This is a genomic window from Pseudomonas wayambapalatensis, assembly GCF_049942315.1.
Taxonomy (GTDB): domain Bacteria; phylum Pseudomonadota; class Gammaproteobacteria; order Pseudomonadales; family Pseudomonadaceae; genus Aquipseudomonas; species Aquipseudomonas wayambapalatensis.
This window is the reverse complement of record NZ_JBNFMU010000219.1, coordinates 34,888-51,002: the sequence shown is the minus strand read 5'-3', so window position 1 is coordinate 51,002 and position 16,115 is coordinate 34,888. Positions and strand designations below refer to the sequence as shown.

The following is a 16,115-nucleotide window of genomic DNA, read 5'->3' as shown; positions in this document are numbered from 1 at the left end:
GAGCGGCGGTTCGCCGCTGCGACTTGCCCGCGAAGAGGCCAGCCTCATCCCAAGCGGAAATGCCCCACCATCCCCTTCAACTCATCTCCCAACTGCGCCAGCTCCACACTCGACCGCGCATTGTCCTGCATCGCCAACGCCGCCTGATCCGCACTGCCGCGAATCTGTGTGACGCTGCGGCTGATCTCCTCGGCCACCGAGCTCTGCTGCTCCGCTGCCGCAGCGATCTGCTGGTTCATCTGCTGGATCAGCGACACCGCCGAGGCGATGCTGCCCAGGGCGCTTTCGGTATGCAGCGCATCGGCCACGGCCATGCGCACCAGCTCGGTACTGCCACGAATCTGCGCCACCGACTGCTGGGCATTGCCGCGCAGGCTGGCCACCAGGCGCTCGATCTCCTCGGTCGACTGCCGGGTACGCCGCGCCAAGGCCCGCACTTCATCAGCCACCACAGCAAAACCACGGCCCTGCTCACCGGCGCGCGCGGCCTCGATCGCCGCGTTGAGCGCCAGCAGGTTGGTCTGCTCGGCGACGCTCTTGATCACTTCCAGTACATCGCCGATGGTGTGGATCTCGGCACTCAGGCTGTCGATGCCGGCGCTGGCGGTTTCCGCAGCCTCGGCCAGCTGTTCGATGCGCTGCATGCTCTGGCGCACCACCTGCTGACCGGACTCGACCTTGTCGTCGGCATCCTGTGCCGCCTGCGCTGCCTCCTCGGCATTGCGCGCCACATCGTGCACGGTCGCGGTCATCTGCTGCATCGCGGTGGCGACCTGTTCGGTCTCCTCCTTCTGGCTGCCCACCTCGCGGTTGGTCTGCTCGGTCACCGCCGACAGCGCCTGGGCGTTGCCGGCCAACTGTTCGATGCCCTGCTGCAATCCGCTGACGATACCTGACAGCCCCGCGGCCATCTGCTGCATGGCCAGGGTGAGTTGCCCCACCTCATCGCGCCCCGCCACTTGCGCCTCGACCACCAGATCGCCGGCCGCGATGCGCTGGGCGCTGTCGATCACCCGTTTGAGCGGCCCTACCACGGCGCGCGTGATCAGCCAGGCGGCAACGATGCCCACCAGCAACGCCAGGGCCGTGGCGATGGCGATGGCCAGCGCGTTGTGCAGCAGCTCCTGGCGCATGGCTTCCTGCTGCGCCGCATAGGCCTGGTCAACCCGGCTGGTGACCTGTTCGGCGCTGGCCTGCAACTGGGTCTTGGTGCCCTGCTCCTTGGCCAGTTCATCGGTGTATTCGTTGAGTTTGTCGGAGAAGGTGGCGATATGCCCGGCCACTTCACCCAGCACGCTCTGGTAACCGGAATCGGTGACGGAGGTCTTGAGCTGATCGACCAGATTCGCCGCCTCGACCGTCTGTGCGATGCGCCCGGCGGACACCGCCTCTTCCCCCTTGCGCCCCTGCTCCAGACGCACCCGCGCCTCGTCCATCGCCTGCAGCATCAGGCGCGAGACCTGGGCCACCTGCGCGGCCTGATCGAGAAACTCGCTGCCCTGCTGGCCCTGAGACTGCTTGAGGGTGTAGGCGCCATCGTCCGCCAGCCCGGCCTGCAGCACATCGAGATTGTTGGCGACGCTGGAAACCGACCAGCCAGCCGTATCCAGCGCCAGCTCCTTGGCCTGCACGGCCTCGACAAAGGCATCGAAGGCCTGGCCATAGGCATTGAGATCCGCCTCGCTCGCCGCCAGTGCCGGCAGGCCACGTACGCGCTCGAGCAACGTCTGCAAGCCCGCACGCAGCGCCTCGGCCTCCTTGATGTCGGAACGCAGGGCGAAGGCCTGCTCATGCTGGCGCAGGCGCAGCAGGTCGGTATTGACCTCGCCCATCTGCCGCAGCCCATCGAAGCGCTGGCCGACATTGTTCAGGGCGTACACTCCGATGGCCGCCACCGCCAGGGTCAACAGCAGCACCAGGGCGAAGCCCAGGCCGAGTTTACGTGCCATGCCCAGATTGGACAGACTACCGCGCTTGGTCGCCCCCATCGCCGCTCCCCCTTGCCCATTCAGGTGTTCCCGAATACCAAGAGTGACAACCGTGCCGGCCGGCTCACAAGGGCTTGACGTCAGAATGGTGTCAAATAGCTATGCCCCTGTCGTTTTCAGCTATCTGCAGGTCGCCCTGCATGTGAGAAGAAGGCCTGGGCGCGGATGTCCTGCCCGTACGCGACATTGATGCGCAGCCAGTCGCTGTCGGCGCCCAGATGATCGAAAGCGCTGCCCGGGGTCAGCAGCACCGAATGCTCCAGCGCCAGGCGATCGAGCCAGGCGAAATCCCGGCCCGGCACCCGCGCCCAGACGAACATGCCGCCATAGGGCTCGCAGAACACCTCCCACCCGAACGCTTCCAGTTGCCCCAGCAACTTGGCCATGTGCTGGGCCAGGCGCAGCCGCAAACGCTGCACGCTCTTGCGGTAGCTGCCGTTGGCTAGCATCTGCCCGACCACTTGCTCGACGAAGCGTGAAGTGCCGATACCGGTCACCATCTTCAACTGTGCCAGTTGACCGATCAGCTCGGCGTCGGCGGCGATGTAGCCGACTCGCAGAGCACTGCTCAGGGTCTTGGAAAAGCTGCCCAGGTAGATCACCCGCTGTTCGCTGTCCAGCGTCGCCAGCCGCGTGGCCGGGCCGTCCTGGAAGTCTGCGTAGATGTCATCCTCGACGATCCGCAGGTCATGCTCGCGTGCCAGCTCCAGCAAGCGATAGGCGGTCTTGGGGCTGAGGCTGGTGCCAGTCGGGTTCTGGTACAGACTGTTGACGAACAGGCAACGCGGGCGATGCTCGACCAGCAGCCGCTCGAGCGCCTGCACATCAGGGCCCGAAGGCGTGCGCGGCAACGGCAGCATGTGCACTTGATGCTGACGCAGCAGGGTGAACAGGTTGTAGTAGCCGGGGCTTTCGACCACCACCGTATCGCCGGGCTTGAGCAGGGTCCGCACCAGCAGGTCAAGGCCATGGCTGCCGCCTTGCGTGGTGAGAATGCGTTCAGGAGCGGTGGGGATATCCAGCTGCGACAGGCGCTTGTGCAACTGCTGGCGCAGGCTGGCCAACCCCAGCGGCGAGCAATAGCGGAACAGGTCTTCGGGGTCGCCACGGCTGACCAGACGTATCGCCTGGGCCAGGGCCTCACGCGCATGCCAGGCGGTGGGCAGCCAGCCACAACCGAGCTTGAGCATGGCATCGTGGCCGTCGCTGAACTGCCGCCAACTGCCATCGATGGCATCGCCCCAGGCCATGGCATCCTCCTGGGCCACCCCCGGCTTGCGCTCGGCGACGAAGAAGCCGGCACCATGGCGCGCCTCGAGCCAGCCAATGGCCACCAGACGGTCATAAGCGTCGATCACACAGGATTGGCTGACGTCTAGAGTGCTGGCCAAGGTGCGAATCGACGGCAGCCGCGCACCGGGGCGCAGACGCTGTGTCTCGATCCAGGCTTGCAGATGCTCGGTAAGTTGTTGCACCAGAGGTGTGCGGCTGAGGCGATCCAGAGGAATGTGCATGGTGAAGTGTTTGTTGTTTTCAAGGGAACAGTTAAGCATAAATCGCGTAAATGTGTGCCTTGTCGCTGCATCGTGATCACGCCAATGTGGCTGCACCACCCTCTTGCCTATGGACTCTCCATGCCCGCCCGCCTGGCCTTCGCCCTGTGCCTGATCACCCTCGCCGTGAATCTGCAGGCACCGCTCTACACCACCTACGCCGACCTGTCCGGATACGGCGCCGCTGCCACTGCCCTGGCATTCTCCAGCTATGTACTGGGTGTGCTTCCCGTGCTGCTGGCCTTCGGCGGCTTGGCGGACCGGATCGGCCGCCGCCCCCTGATCATGGCCGCATTGCTACTGTCGATGCTGGCCACAACCCTCGTCCTGCTCGCACCCGGCCTCGAAACCCTCGCCATGACCCGCCTGCTGATGGGCGTCGGTACGGCCTTGGCGACGACCACCGCGACCGCCTACATGGGAGAACTGCTGGGCGGCGATGACAGTACCCGGGCTGCCAACTGGGTAACCGCCAGCACCTCGTTGGGCTTCGGGCTGGGTGCGGCACTGACCAGTCTGTTCCTGTTGCTTGGCCCGAGCCTGAGCCCGGGTAGCTTCTACCTGCAACTGCTGCTGGCCGCCGTCGCCCTATTGCTGGTGTGGCGCCTGCCTGACCGTCGTCCGACACAACACGGCGCCATGCTGCGCCTGCCCTGCTATCCACCCGGCAGCCTGCCTTTCGGCCTGGCGATCCTGCTGGCCTGGGCCTGCACCGGGCTGGTCATCGCGCTGCTGCCCGGTGTACTGCGCCAGCACGGGCTGAGCGAGTGGTCGGGCTTTTCCACCTTCTGCGTAATCAGTTGCGGCCTGCTGTTCCAGCCGCTGGCTCGGCGCCTGGCAAGCGTGCGCGCCACGCTGCTCGGCCTGGCGATCCTGCCACTGAGCTACGCCCTGTTGGCCTGGGGTGCCGAAAACGGCAGGCTGGCAGCGGTACTGGCAGGCGCAGTGGCCGCCAGCAGCGCCTGCTATGGCTTCATCTATCTTGGTGGGCTGGCGGCGGTAAACACTCTCGCAGGGAACCAGAAGACCCGCGCCAGCGCCGGTTTTTTCCTGCTCGCCTACCTGGGTTTCAGCCTGCCGGTGATCTTCACCGGGCTGCTCAGTGATCGCCTCGGCTCGCGCATGGCGCTGATGCTGTTCGGCGCAGCCCTGCTGCTGGGCTGCGTCGCGGTGGCGCTGGCGTTGCTGATCTCGGCACGCGTCTCGATCAGATGGCCGTGGCACCGCCATCCACGGTCAGGCTATGGCCGGTGGTGAACTTCGCCCCATCGCTGCACAGATAAAGCACCGCGCTGGCGATCTCCTCGACCTTGCCGATGCGCCCGACCGGGTGCATCGCTGCGGCGAACTCGGCCTTGCGCGGATCGGCCTCGTAGGCGCGGCGGAACATGTCGGTGTCGATCACTGCCGGGCACACCGCATTGACCCGAATCCCTTTCTTCGCATACTCGATGGCCGCCGACTTGGTCAGGCCGATCACCGCGTGCTTGGACGCAGCATAGATGCTCATCTTGGGTGCTGCGCCCAGCCCGGCCACCGACGCGGTGTTGACGATCGCGCCACCGCCCTGGGCCAGCAGCAGCGGCAACTGGTATTTCATGCACAACCAGACGCCCTTGACGTTGACCCCCATGATCGCGTCGAACTCGGCCTCGCTACCCTCGGCCAGACGCCCCTTCTCGATCTCGATGCCGGCGTTGTTGTACGCGTAGTCCAGGCGGCCATAGACGTCGATGATCTTCTCGTGCAACTGGCGCACATCGCTGTCGCGGGTCACATCGCAGGTCACGAACAGCGCGTCACCACCGGCTTCGCGAATCAGTGCGACGGTTGCCTCGCCACCGGCCACGTCGAGGTCTGCCACCACCACCTTCAGCCCTTCGGCGGCGAACGCCTGGGCCGTGGCTCGGCCGATACCTGCCGCACCGCCGGTGACCAGGGCGACCTGGCCAGAAAAAGTCATGCTCATCACAGGCTCCTGTTTCACAGAGATCGAGTAGAGACCGAGTCTAGTCAGAGCACCGCCCGGCTGGGCAGCATCATCAGGAGCACGGTTGGACTACCATCGTTTGCAGTGATTGTGCGCTGTCGGCCAGATCATCGAGGTGGATTACCGGGCATTCGCCAACCCGGTCAACCTTGCCTGGCCAGGCTCGACGGTCTATCAACAGGCTTTGCCATCTACAGGGAGAGATACCATGACCCAGACCAACCGCCGCTTCCTGCTCGCCAAACGCCCCGTCGGTGCCGTGCGCCGCGAAGATTTCGACTACCAGCAGGGCCCCGCCGCCGAACCTGCCGACGGCCAGATCCAGGTGCGCAACCTCTACCTGTCGCTGGACCCCGCCATGCGTGGCTGGATGAACGAAGGCAAGTCCTACATCCCGCCGGTGGGCCTGGGTGAGGTGATGCGCGCGCTGGGCGTCGGCGAAGTCGTCGCCTCCAAACATCCGGACTACAAGCCCGGCGACCATGTCAGCGGCGCCCTTGGCGTACAGGACTACTTCACCGGCACGCCCCAGGGCCTGCACAAGATCGACCCGCGCCTGGCACCCCTGCCCCGCTATTTGTCTGCGCTGGGCATGACCGGCATGACCGCCTACTTCGCCCTGCTCGACGTCGGCCAGCCCAAGGCCGGCGAAACCGTTGTCATTTCCGGCGCTGCCGGCGCGGTTGGCAGCATCGCCGGGCAGATTGCCAAGCTCAAGGGCTGCCACGTCGTGGGGATCGCCGGCGGCACGCAGAAATGCCAGTACCTCAAGGATGAACTGGGCTTCGATGGTGTCATCGACTACAAGGCCGAAGACGTGCTCGCCGGCCTCAAGCGCGAATGCCCCAAAGGCGTGGATGTGTATTTCGACAACGTCGGTGGCGACATCCTCGACGCGGTGTTGAGCCGCCTGAATTTCAAGGCCCGGGTGGTGATCTGCGGCGCCATCAGCCAGTACAACAACAAGGAGGCGGTGAAAGGACCAGCCAACTACCTGTCGCTGCTGGTGAACCGCGCGCGCATGGAAGGCTTCGTGGTGATGGACCACGTCAAGGAGTACGGCAAGGCTGCGCAGGAAATGGCTGGCTGGTTGGCCAGTGGCAAGGTCAAGAGCAAGGAGGATGTGGTCGAAGGCCTGGAGACCTTCCCGGAAACGCTGCTCAAGCTGTTCAGCGGGGAGAACTTCGGCAAGCTGGTGCTGAAGGTCTAAAACGGATACAGCTGGCCGCTCCGTGCGGGAGCGGCCTTGTACCGTGATGGGCTGCATGGCAGCCCCTGGATCGAATCAACCGCGAATCTCGGCCACCACCGACGCCAGCGCCTTTGCCGGATCCGCCGCTTGGCTGATCGGGCGGCCGATTACCAAGTAGTCGGAGCCAGCATCCAGCGCCTGGCGCGGCGTAAGGATACGGCGCTGGTCATCCTGGGCGCTGCCCGCCGGCCGAATACCCGGAGTCACCAATTGCAGCGCCGGATGCGCAGCTTTCAATGCCGGCGCTTCCAGCGCCGAGCACACCAGGCCATCCATACCGGCCTTCTGCGCCAACGCCGCCAGACGCAACACCTGCTCCTGTGGATCGATATCCAGGCCGATACCTGCCAGGTCCTCGCGCTCCATGCTGGTCAGCACGGTGACGCCGATCAGCAGCGGCTGCGGCCCGCTGCGCTTGGCCAGCTCTTCACGGCAGGCCGACATCATGCGCAGGCCGCCGGAGCAGTGCACGTTGACCATCCACACGCCCATCTCGGCGGCAGCCTTGACCGCCATTGCCGTGGTGTTGGGGATGTCATGGAATTTCAGGTCGAGGAAGACTTCGAAGCCCTTGGCGCAGAGGGTCTCGACGATGCCCGAGGCGCTGCTGGTGAACAGCTCCTTGCCGACCTTGACCCGGCACAGCGCCGGATCGAGCTGGTCAGCCAGCTTCAGGGCGGCCTCACGGGTAGGGAAATCGAGGGCGACGATCAGGGGCGTCTGGCAGGCGGACATGGTCAGGTCTCTTGGCAAGTCGTAAACGGCGCGCATTGTAAACGAAGTGGGCCACGGTTTGGGGGCCGCAGATCCACTGGCTGGGCAGGCGATGGCCGAAGGCTATAATTGAACGTACAGACTGGGTTGTCGGTCGAATGAAATGACACGCGGCACATTAACGATCACAGGAGAACGACAATGCCCTGGTATGCCTGGCTGATACTCATCATAGCCCTCGGCTCGATCGTCGGTGGGTTGATGATGTTGCGCGATACGGCGAAGAAACTGCCCTTGACCGAGGAGCAATTGCGCAAGGTCCATGAGCGGAATGCGGAAATGGATGCCAAGGAGGCGCAGGACAAATAACCAGGCCAAGCAGCCAGAGCCGACCAGCGCAATGCCGGTCGGCTCTTCATGCTGGCTTACTCCACTTTCAACTTGTCGCGATTGCGCTCCAGCAGCGCGTTGCCGATGCCCTTGATTTCAAGCAACTCATCAACGGATGTGAAAGGCCCATTGGCCTCCCGATAGGCCACGATGGCTTCGGCCTTGGCTTTGCCAATACCGCTTAACCCGGCCTCCAGAACCTGCACATCGGCTTTGTTCAGGTCGAGCCTGGCCGATTGCGCCTGAACGGCGCCAGTAGCCATTGCTGCACGGGGCATCTGCTCTACCGTTTGTGTCACGGCGTGAGCGGACACCGACAGGCAGGCGAACAGAGGAAGGAAAAGATAAGACAGAACACTGTTGCGCATGATGTACATCTCCTTGTGGGTTTATCTTCGGCAGTATTTCCCTCACTGCCGAGGTGACATTACCCGCCGGCCGTTATGCCGTAAAGCAGACGAATCAGGAAAATAGTAACTTGCGCGAAACAATGAAATAGAACATTCAATACATTCAGACGACTCCTACATCAACTCGTCCGAATTAAAACTTGCGATTACACAATAACGATAAAAACAGAAAGGGCTCATGTGAAACACCGACAGTGTTCCACATGAGCCCCTTCCAAGCCTCATGGCTCCAGGCGACGCTGCTGGTACATCAGGTCGACTATATCGCCATCGGGAGCGTAGCCACTCACCGTCTCTCTGAGCAATTGGCGTACCCGTGCGTAATCGTCGTTCTCGACAGCCTTCAGCAGGGCCTCCAGACGCTCCTTGAGTGTGTCCCACGGAAGGTAGTCTTCGCTGGCGCTCATGATCATCGGATGGCGGGTCGCCTCGACGTTGTCGCCTATCAGCAGCTCCTCGTAGAGCTTCTCGCCTGGACGCAACCCCGAGAACTCGATGGCGATATCACCCAGTGGGTTGCGCTCCGAGCGAATACTCAACCCTGACAGGTGAATCATTTTCTCTGCCAGCTCAACGATTTTCACCGGCTCGCCCATATCAAGCACGAACACATCGCCGCCTTGCCCCATGGAGCCAGCCTGAATCACCAACTGGGCGGCTTCGGGAATGGTCATGAAATAGCGCGTGATCTTGGGATGGGTAACGGTCAGTGGCCCACCTGCCTGGATCTGCTTGTGGAACAGCGGAATGACCGAGCCCGAAGAGCCGAGGACGTTACCGAAGCGCACCATGGTGAAACGGGTCTTGTTGACCTGGGCAACATTGCCTGTTTCACCCAGCAGGACAGGCGCCAGCTCCCGGCTCAGCGCCTGCAGGGTCATCTCGGCCAGGCGCTTGGTGCTGCCCATCACGTTGGTCGGCCTGACCGCCTTGTCCGTCGAGATCAGGACAAAATTCGAAACACCTGCCTGGAGCGCCGCCTGGGCGGTGTACAGCGTACCCATCGCGTTGTTCAACACACCTTCGGCAATGTTGTGCTCGACCATGGGCACATGCTTGTAGGCCGCAGCGTGATAGAGCGTATCTACCCGCCAGGCACGCATGATATCGATCAGCTTGCTCTGGTTACGCACCGAACCCAGTATCGGCAACAGCCTGATCGACAGCGATTCACGCGCAATGCGCTTTTCCAGTTCGCTAAGCACGCTGTACAGGTTGAATTCGCTGTGCTCGAAGAGCAGCAGTACTTTCGGCCCCAGGCCCAGAATCTGTCGGCATAGCTCGGAGCCGATGGAACCGCCCGCCCCCGTCACCATGACTACCTGGCCAGAAATGCAGCGCTCCAGCAGGTCAGCCTGTGCCGGTACAGCGTCACGGCCCAGCAGGTCTGCGATATCGACCTCCTGGATGTCATCGACCTTCACCCTGCCACTGGCCAGATCCATGAACCCCGGGATACTGCGAACATGAAGCGGGTAGCCTTCGAGCAGCCCGAGAATTTCCCGACGGCGCGCCCGTGTCGCCGAAGGAATGGCCAGGAGCACCTCCTGCGCACCGGTCCTGTCGATCATGCGTTGCAGATGCTTGGGCTTGAAGACCTGCAGCCCGGAAATCACCCTGTCTGCAATGCTGTCGTCGTCATCGACGAACGCAACGGGCCGCATGACCTTACCCAGACGCAACGCAGCAACCAACTGGTTACCGGCCGAGCCCGCGCCGTAGATCGCGACCTTGGTCAGTCCATCCTCCCGATTGGTGAACGGCACATGCTGCACCGCTGCGAACCAGTCCCCCAGGAAGTATTGACGCATGGCCAGGCGCAGCCCGCCGACCATGATCAGACTCAACCACCAGTAGTTGAAGATGATCGAGCGCGGCACGACGTTCTGATGATTGCTGTACCAGTAGACGATCACACCCAGAATCAGCGAGGACAGGCTGACAGCCTTGATGATAGCGATCAGGGCATCATTGCCGAAATAACGCATGACCGCCCGGTACAGGCCGAAGCGGATGAACAACGGAATCGCCACGGCAGGCGCAGCGGCAAACAGCCAAGGGTGATCCTTGACGGGGTTGGACACCTCGTCGATACCCAGCCGGACGACGAACGCCATCCACAGGGCTACCCAAACCAGCACTATATCGGTAGCGACCTGAAGGAGGCGCTTGTAACGGCGAGGCAATCCCAGCAGAAAGGTCCGCAATCTATCCATAACCCCTTCGAACACCTTTACCGCTCCCCTACGAAGCCTGTCTTGAATGACCACGGCCCGCCGCAGGTGCAGCAGGCCTTTACAACTCACTATTATTCGAGATCGCCAGCTCGGTAACGTACCGCGAGCACGACCAGCGGCACATAGGCGACAACGAGCGCCAACGCACTCTCGAGTTTCAGCAGCATGACGCACAAGGCAATGGGTAACAACCAGAACAGATTGATTGCACCGACCGCGAGCGTGACGGGCAAATGCCGCCCATATTGCCGAGAGGCAAATTGATAAGCGTGGCTGCGATGAGCCTCATAGACCTTGTCACCCCTTGCCAGGCGGCGAATCAGGGTGAAAGTGGCATCGACGATGAACACGCCGAGCAGGATCAGCCAGCACCAGAACAGCGATGGGTCTGTCCAGGCTGCCTGCAGCGAAAGAACGCCCAATGCGATGCCAAGGAAGCCACTGCCGGCATCCCCCATGAATATCCTTGCAGGTGGAAAATTCCAGCAGAGGAAACCCAGCACGGCAGCACTGAGCAGCAAAGGCAGGATCATCAAGTGCTCGAAGCCACCCACCCAATAGACCAGGCAAGCGCCCAGGCAGGCACAGAGTGCTTCGACACTGGCAATGCCGTCGATACCGTCCATGAAGTTGTAAAGGTTCAGCAACCAGACCAGGTAAAACGCCCCGAGCACGGCCCCCACCCATCCCAGATCGATGTCCAGGCCCAATACCCGCACGGCAGGAAACCCGCCAAGCCAGAACAACGCCCAGGCAGCGGCGGCGAAGTGCCCCAAGAGGCGCCAGCGTGCCGCGATATGCCCATGGTCATCCATGAAACCGATGACTGCGATGGCAGCACCTGCGCCCCCCAATGCCACGAGCATCGGATAGTCGGCCAATTGACCAAGTGCCACGGCGGCCAACGACAGCAGGAATGCCACTACGATGGCAACACCTCCGCCACGCGGCGTGGGAACCGCATGGGAACTGCGCGCATTGGGAATGTCGATGATGCTCTTGGCCAGTGCATAGCGGCGCAACACTGCCGTCAACGAAAACGACAGCACCAACACCAGCGGAAGCAACCACGCTTGATTCATTTTCTTGTAGTTTCCTGAAAATCACGCGCTGCTTGGCGCAACGCGTTGTCTACGCTCACCGGGGGAGTCCAGCCCAGCAACGAACGGGTTTTCTCGATATCGACCTGCAACGACCCGCACAGACGTTGAGACAACGCACGCTTGCCCAGCAAGGTCGCCGCCAGCTCCAACAGCGCCGAAGGCACTGGCAGAAGCCGCGCCGGGCGCCCGAGTGCTGCAGCCATGCGCCGCAACAAACCGGTGGTGGAGAGGTCTTCACCATCGCTGACCAGGAAGGTCTGATTGACCGCTGCTGGATGATCCATGCAGGTGGTGATCAGATCGACCAGATTGTCCAGGGCCACCAGGCTGCGCCGGTTGTCGATGGCACCGAAAGGCAGCGGAACGCCTTTGTCGAGCCAACGCATCATGGCCTGGAAGTTGGCCTTCACGCCTGGCCCATAGACCAGCACAGGGCGGATGACCACAACCTCAAGGCCGGTTTCCCGGGCAAGTTGATGCAGTGCATCTTCCGCCTCGCGCTTGGACACACCATAGGGGTCGGCAGGTGCAGGTATGTCGTCGGCCGTGTACGGGCGTCCCTTGGCCGTCCCTTCACCGTTGACCTTGATCGAGCTGACGAAGACAAAGCGGCGCACGCCTGCTGCTGCAGCCTGGCGTGCCAGATTGAGGGTACCTTCGACGTTGATACGTCGAAAGGCGGCCAAAGGATCATGCTCGGTATCGTTCATCACATGGACACGAGCGGCACAGTGAATGACGGTGCCGACATCACGCAGTGCCGGAGTCCAATCCGCTTCGCCATCGAGCTGGGCACAATGGAACGCCTCAACCCCCGAAGCGGGTTCGAAACCTGGCTGGCGAACCGCGATGACAACCGAATCGCCACGTTGGCGCAGCTTCTCCAGCACCGCCTTGCCTACAAAACCGGTTGCACCGGTCAACAGAATCCTGCTCGACATCACTTGCCCGCCTTGCGCTGCGTTGCTGTACGGAAATGAGACACCAGGCGCTCCATGAGCCTGGCCTTGGAGTAATGCGTGAGGTAGTAGTCACGCCCCGCCTTGCCCATGTCAGCACGCTGCTCGGCCGTCAGCCCGGCAAGCTCGGTAATGATTCGTGCAAGGCCTTTTCCATCGCTCGAATCGCACGCAAGCCCGGCACCGGACTCACGGATGACGCGAGCAGCCTCACCATTGATCATGCCCAGCAGCGGTCGACCGGAGGCCAGGTAGGCCTGGACCTTGCCCGGAATGGTCTTCTCGAAGACATCGTTGGTTTTCAACGACACCAGCAAGGCATCCGAACAGGCAAACAGCCCTGGCATTTCCTCCAGCGGATGACGTCCGAGCAGATGGACATTCTCGAGCCCACGCTCGCGCACCTGCTCGGCCACCCATTCGCCCATCCGGCCGTCACCGGCGATGACCCAGCGCACCGCAACTTTGTCGCGCAACAATCGCGCGGCCTCGAGGATCGAGGGGAAGTCCTGGGATTCACCCAGGTTGCCGGCGAACGCAACGGTAAACACCGTCGGATCCGCTTCGATCAGCCGAGTCGGCGGGGCTTCGACGGAAAAGTCATCTTCGGCCCAGCTGGGAAAATACACGAGGCGATCCGAATCGATTGGCCTGGTGCAGTAGTGTCTGACGTTGTCAAAGAAACCATGGGATTGCAGCAACAGGTAATCAGTCCGATTGTAGATCCAGGACACCATGCGGCCGACCAATGACAGCAGCCCCGCATGCTTGATCACACCCACAGCCCGAAGCGTTTCAGGCCAAAGATCGAGCACCCAGACGAATACCGGGGCACGCTTGAGCCGACCAATCACGATCGCCGGTATGGCTGACATGATGGGAGACACGGCGTACACAAACAACGCGTCGAATGCGCGCCCACGCAGTTTGTAGGCTCCGATTGTCGAGGCACTGGTAAAAAACGCCGCATAGTTGATTATCAAGCCCAGGGTGCCTTTACCACGCGCTCGCATGGGCACTCGAACGACCTGCGCGCCATGATAGTTACTGAAACGCGCGGGATCCTTCCGATAAGCCTCGAAGACCACGCCTTCAGGATAATTGGGAAGGCCTGTCAAAACGGTCACGTCGTGGCCCTTCTCGACCAAATCGCGGACCATATCATTGATCCGCATGTTTTCCGGCCAGAAATACTGCGTGACCACCAGCACTTTTAATGGTTTCTCTGACATGCAGGCCACGAATCAGTATCTTTTCCAGACTGTGCGATTCACATAATCCGTGTAGCTGTGGACGATGCGCACGACCTTGTCCGAGACGTTCGGCATACTGTAATCGGCAACCAGGCGCAGGCTGCGATCGGCACCACGGGATTGTTCCTCCAGGATCGCCAGTGCCTGCAGCACTCGCTCGACTTCCAAGCCGACCATCATAGCGGCCGCTTCTTCCATGCCCTCCGGGCGCTCGTGCGCTTCACGGATGTTGAGTGCCGGGAAGTTGAGGATCGACGACTCTTCATTGATCGTGCCGCTGTCCGAAAGCACAGCCTTGGCGGTCAGTTGCAGCTTGTTGTAGTCGGTGAAGCCCAGTGGCTTGAGCAGACGTACGTTGGCGTGGAACTTGACACCCAGCGCATCAACGCGTTTTTGGGTGCGTGGGTGAGTCGACACGATCACCGGCAAGTCGTATTGCTCGGCAACGGTGTTGAGCACCGCAACCAGCTTCATGAAGTTCTTTTCAGAGTCAATGTTCTCTTCGCGGTGCGCGCTGACCACGAAGAACTTCCCGAACGCCAGACCCAGGCGATCAAGCACATCCGACTTTTCGATCGCCGGAAGATAGTGATTGATGACCTCGAACATCGGGCTGCCGGTCTTGATCACGCGGTCCGCAGGCAGGCCTTCCTGCAACAGATAGTCGCGGGCAATGGTGCTGTAAGTCAGGTTGATGTCGGCAGTATGATCGACAATCCGGCGGTTGATCTCTTCAGGCACACGCATGTCGAAACACCGATTACCCGCTTCCATGTGGAATGTCGGGATCTTACGGCGCTTGGCTGGCAATACCGCCATGCAACTGTTGGTATCCCCCAGCACCAGCAGCGCTTCAGGCTGGACTTCGGCCAATACACGATCGACCGCGATGATCACGTTACCGATCGTCTCGGCACCTGTTGCACCAGCCGCATTGAGAAAGTGATCCGGCTTACGAATACCGAGATCATTGAAAAAGATCTCGTTCAATTCATAATCGTAGTTCTGCCCTGTGTGAACAAGCACGTGATCGCAGTGGCGATCCAGCGCTGACATGACGCGAGCCAAGCGGATGATTTCCGGACGCGTACCAACGACAGTGACTATTTTCAGCTTTTTCATATTCTTTATACCCTAAACAAGAATTCAGGCTTGTGTACCCACAGGGCGCGCGTAAGTGTCAGGAAGCTCCCGATCAAAGATCTCGTTGGCCCACAGCATGACGATCATTTCTTCGTCGCCGACATTGGTAATGTCATGGGTCCATCCGGGAACGGTTTCGACGATCTCAGGCTTTTCGCCAGTGGTGAAAAGCTCGTAAAACGAGCCCGATATCACATGACGGAAGCGGAAGCAGGCATGCCCTTTGATGACTAGGAACTTTTCCGTCTTAGAGTGGTGATAATGCCCGCCACGCGTGATTCCTGGATGCGCCGTGAAGTAGGAGAACTGTCCTGAATCCTTGGTTTTGAGCATTTCCACGAAGACACCCCGAGGATCGCCATACTTGGGAACCTCGTAGCTAAACTTTTCGGCAGGAACATAACTCAGATAGGTCGAGTACAGTGCACGCACCAGCCCCGTACCTACCGGCTCGGTGACCATGGTCTGACGACTGTCGCGGAAAGCCCGCAACTGTTCCGCCAACTTGCCAACCGTGATTTGATACTGGGGCTGGACATCTCCGAAAACAGCACCGCTGCCCTTTGCATCCATCACTTCGATGAAGCGATGCACCACATCGTCGACGTAAACCAAGTTGATCCTGGCCTCTGGGTCGTTGATGGTGATCGGCAAATCACGGACGATGTTATGGCAGAACGTGGCGACGGCCGAATTATAATTCGGACGCGCCCACTTACCGAACACGTTAGGCAAGCGGAAGATCTGGACAGGCACGCCCTCGTCGTTGGCAAGCGACCTGAGCGCATCCTCGGCATCACGCTTGCTCTTGCCGTAGGCGTTATCGAGTTCAGCCTGGGTCGAGGAAGTGTAAAGAACCGGAACCTTGCGCCCACTGGCGATGATCGCATCACACAGAAGACGGGTAAGGTCCGCATTCCCGGTATTGAACTCAGCAGGGTCCTGTGGTCGATTGACGCCGGCCAGGTGGAACACGAAGTCAGCGTTCGCTACCTTGCCTTTGAGCGACTCAGGCGCATCGGCTCGAGTGAAGCGATCCACTTCGACATCACTGCGTTCAGCCAGATGCACCAGCAGGTTCTGACCGACAAAGCCATTCGCCCCAGTAATCAAAACACGCATG

General features: G+C 61.2%; 14 protein-coding genes and 1 pseudogene. 3 read left to right on the top strand and 12 right to left on the bottom strand.

Annotated elements, in window-relative coordinates; translation table 11 throughout:
- Positions 1–44 precede the first annotated feature (44 nt).
- The 3 genes and pseudogenes from ACPZMI_RS19840 to ACPZMI_RS19830 form a co-directional block, all read right to left on the bottom strand.
- Positions 45–752, bottom strand: a complete 708-nt coding sequence (locus ACPZMI_RS19840) for a methyl-accepting chemotaxis protein (protein ID WP_426352895.1) — start codon at positions 750–752, stop codon at positions 45–47.
- Positions 753–956: 204 nt separating this feature from the next.
- Positions 957–1,133: pseudogene (locus ACPZMI_RS19835) on the bottom strand (hypothetical protein); the annotation flags it as partial.
- A 971-nt stretch (positions 1,134–2,104) separates the two neighbouring features.
- A complete protein-coding gene (locus ACPZMI_RS19830) occupies positions 2,105–3,502 on the bottom strand; it encodes an aminotransferase-like domain-containing protein (protein ID WP_186666572.1) in 1,398 nt (465 codons plus the stop codon).
- A 120-nt stretch (positions 3,503–3,622) separates the two neighbouring features.
- Here ACPZMI_RS19830 and ACPZMI_RS19825 point away from each other — a divergent pair, with 120 nt between their 5' ends.
- The gene (locus ACPZMI_RS19825) at positions 3,623–4,798 is read left to right on the top strand and encodes an MFS transporter (protein ID WP_426352894.1); all 1,176 of its coding nucleotides are present in this window, start codon (positions 3,623–3,625) and stop codon (positions 4,796–4,798) included.
- On the opposite strand, the gene ACPZMI_RS19820 is transcribed toward ACPZMI_RS19825, so the two are convergent.
- A complete protein-coding gene (locus tag ACPZMI_RS19820) occupies positions 4,749–5,510 on the bottom strand; it encodes an SDR family oxidoreductase (RefSeq protein ID WP_125931674.1) in 762 nt (253 codons plus the stop codon). The two genes, ACPZMI_RS19825 and ACPZMI_RS19820, sit on opposite strands and share 50 nt — an antisense overlap.
- Before the next feature lie 229 nt (positions 5,511–5,739).
- On the opposite strand from ACPZMI_RS19820, the gene ACPZMI_RS19815 reads away from it, so the two are divergent.
- Positions 5,740–6,741 (top strand): NADP-dependent oxidoreductase, encoded by a 1,002-nt coding sequence (locus tag ACPZMI_RS19815; RefSeq protein ID WP_426352893.1) that lies wholly within the window; start codon positions 5,740–5,742, stop codon positions 6,739–6,741.
- 75 nt (positions 6,742–6,816) lie between these two features.
- Here ACPZMI_RS19815 and pyrF read toward each other — a convergent pair whose 3' ends face one another.
- Positions 6,817–7,518, bottom strand: coding sequence for an orotidine-5'-phosphate decarboxylase (pyrF, locus tag ACPZMI_RS19810; protein ID WP_063545755.1), 702 nt, complete (start codon positions 7,516–7,518; stop codon positions 6,817–6,819).
- Positions 7,519–7,698: 180 nt separating this feature from the next.
- Between pyrF and ACPZMI_RS19805 the strand changes: the two genes are divergently transcribed.
- Complete coding sequence (locus ACPZMI_RS19805; protein WP_186666580.1) at positions 7,699–7,866, top strand: DUF2897 family protein; 168 nt, start codon at positions 7,699–7,701, stop codon at positions 7,864–7,866.
- Between the two features lie 56 nt (positions 7,867–7,922).
- Here the strand turns inward: ACPZMI_RS19805 and ACPZMI_RS19800 are convergent, their stop codons facing one another.
- The 7 genes from ACPZMI_RS19800 to wbjC form a co-directional block, all read right to left on the bottom strand.
- Positions 7,923–8,255 (bottom strand): ComEA family DNA-binding protein, encoded by a 333-nt coding sequence (locus tag ACPZMI_RS19800; RefSeq protein WP_426352892.1) that lies wholly within the window; start codon positions 8,253–8,255, stop codon positions 7,923–7,925.
- A gap of 263 nt (positions 8,256–8,518) precedes the next feature.
- A complete protein-coding gene (locus ACPZMI_RS19795) occupies positions 8,519–10,513 on the bottom strand; it encodes a polysaccharide biosynthesis protein (RefSeq protein ID WP_426352891.1) in 1,995 nt (664 codons plus the stop codon).
- 92 nt (positions 10,514–10,605) lie between these two features.
- On the bottom strand, positions 10,606–11,616 hold the full coding sequence (locus ACPZMI_RS19790) for an MraY family glycosyltransferase (protein ID WP_426352890.1): 1,011 nt from the start codon (positions 11,614–11,616) through the stop codon (positions 10,606–10,608).
- On the bottom strand, positions 11,613–12,578 hold the full coding sequence (locus tag ACPZMI_RS19785; protein ID WP_426352889.1) for a UDP-glucose 4-epimerase family protein: 966 nt from the start codon (positions 12,576–12,578) through the stop codon (positions 11,613–11,615). Before ACPZMI_RS19785 ends, ACPZMI_RS19790 begins: the two co-directional genes overlap by 4 nt.
- Positions 12,578–13,828, bottom strand: coding sequence for a glycosyltransferase family 4 protein (locus ACPZMI_RS19780; protein WP_426352888.1), 1,251 nt, complete (start codon positions 13,826–13,828; stop codon positions 12,578–12,580). The genes ACPZMI_RS19785 and ACPZMI_RS19780 overlap by 1 nt, the downstream gene beginning before the upstream one ends.
- A 12-nt stretch (positions 13,829–13,840) precedes the next feature.
- Positions 13,841–14,971 (bottom strand): non-hydrolyzing UDP-N-acetylglucosamine 2-epimerase, encoded by a 1,131-nt coding sequence (gene wecB, locus ACPZMI_RS19775; RefSeq protein WP_426352887.1) that lies wholly within the window; start codon positions 14,969–14,971, stop codon positions 13,841–13,843.
- A 24-nt stretch (positions 14,972–14,995) separates the two neighbouring features.
- Entirely contained in the window at positions 14,996–16,114 is a 1,119-nt protein-coding gene (wbjC, locus tag ACPZMI_RS19770) for a UDP-2-acetamido-2,6-beta-L-arabino-hexul-4-ose reductase (protein WP_426352886.1), read from the bottom strand.
- Between the last annotated feature and the right edge of the window lies 1 nt (position 16,115).